Origin of the sequence: Actinospica acidithermotolerans, from assembly GCF_018139625.1 — a bacterium.
GTDB lineage: Bacteria > Actinomycetota > Actinomycetes > Streptomycetales > Catenulisporaceae > Actinospica > Actinospica acidithermotolerans.
Genome location: NZ_JAGSOH010000302.1, coordinates 1 through 895, shown reverse-complemented (window position 1 = coordinate 895; position 895 = coordinate 1). Strand labels below are relative to the sequence as shown.

Annotated in this window: 2 protein-coding genes; both read left to right on the top strand. The window is 69.7% G+C overall.

The features are described from left to right. Positions 1–212: helix-turn-helix domain-containing protein (locus tag KDK95_RS34810; protein WP_212522616.1), on the top strand; the 212-nt coding region annotated here is incomplete at its 5' end. Positions 213–276: 64 nt separating this feature from the next. Continuing rightward, positions 277–717: a pyridoxamine 5'-phosphate oxidase family protein gene (locus KDK95_RS34805; RefSeq protein WP_212522615.1), complete on the top strand. Its 441-nt coding sequence runs from the start codon at positions 277–279 to the stop codon at positions 715–717. Positions 718–895 lie beyond the last annotated feature (178 nt).

The window sequence follows — 895 nt, the reverse complement described above, 5'->3', positions numbered from 1 at the left end:
ATCGGAAGGATCCGCTTGCGGCGTTGACGGCGCAGGAGCGGCGGATCCTCGATCTGATCGGGGACGGGTTGACCAATCGGCAGATCGGGGAGCGGATGTTTCTGGCCGAGAAGACGGTGAAGAACTACGTCTCCTCGCTGATGGCCAAGCTCGGGGTGGAGCGGCGGGTGCAGGCCGCCGTGCTCGTCTCCGACCTGCGTGCCAGGCACTGACGGCCGAGGAGCAAGGACCAAGGACCCTGGCCACCCGGCGGGGCTGGAGCGGAGGATCGGTCGCATGAACACCACCGATGCCAAGCCGTTGTCGGAGATTTCGCAGGCTGAGGCTCTTACGCTGCTCGCCACGCAGGAGATCGGCCGGCTGGTCTACACCCGGCGCGCGCTGCCGGCCGTCACCCCGGTGAACTTCGTGCTGCGGGACGGCGCGATCTGGATCTGGACGGCCTCGGCCTCCTCGATGTGGCAGGCCGTGCGCGGCGCCGTCGTCGCCTTCGAGGCCGACGCGATCGATCCGGTCGAGCGCACCGGCTGGTCGGTCGTCGTGCTCGGGGTGGCCGAATGGGTCAGGGAGCCGGCCGCGGTCGAGCGCGCGCTCGCCGACGGCCCGGAGCCGTGGGTGATGGGGCGCAAGGAGCACCTGCTGCGTATCCCGCTCACCTCGGTCTCCGGACGGCGCATCGTTCCGCTGGCCACCGATCTCGCGCATACCTCTCCGTGACCGCTAACGTGGTGTCGAACGGCGGTTCGTCCCGCTCGCCCCGGCGTCTGGACGCGGCCGCGCCGGTGGAGCGGAGGGTGTCGGTGGACGATCGGTTCGGCGACGAGGTCTCCCGGGTGCTGCCTCAGTTGCGCATCGATGAGTTGCTGGACGAGTTGCAGACCCGGTTGGCGGCGGT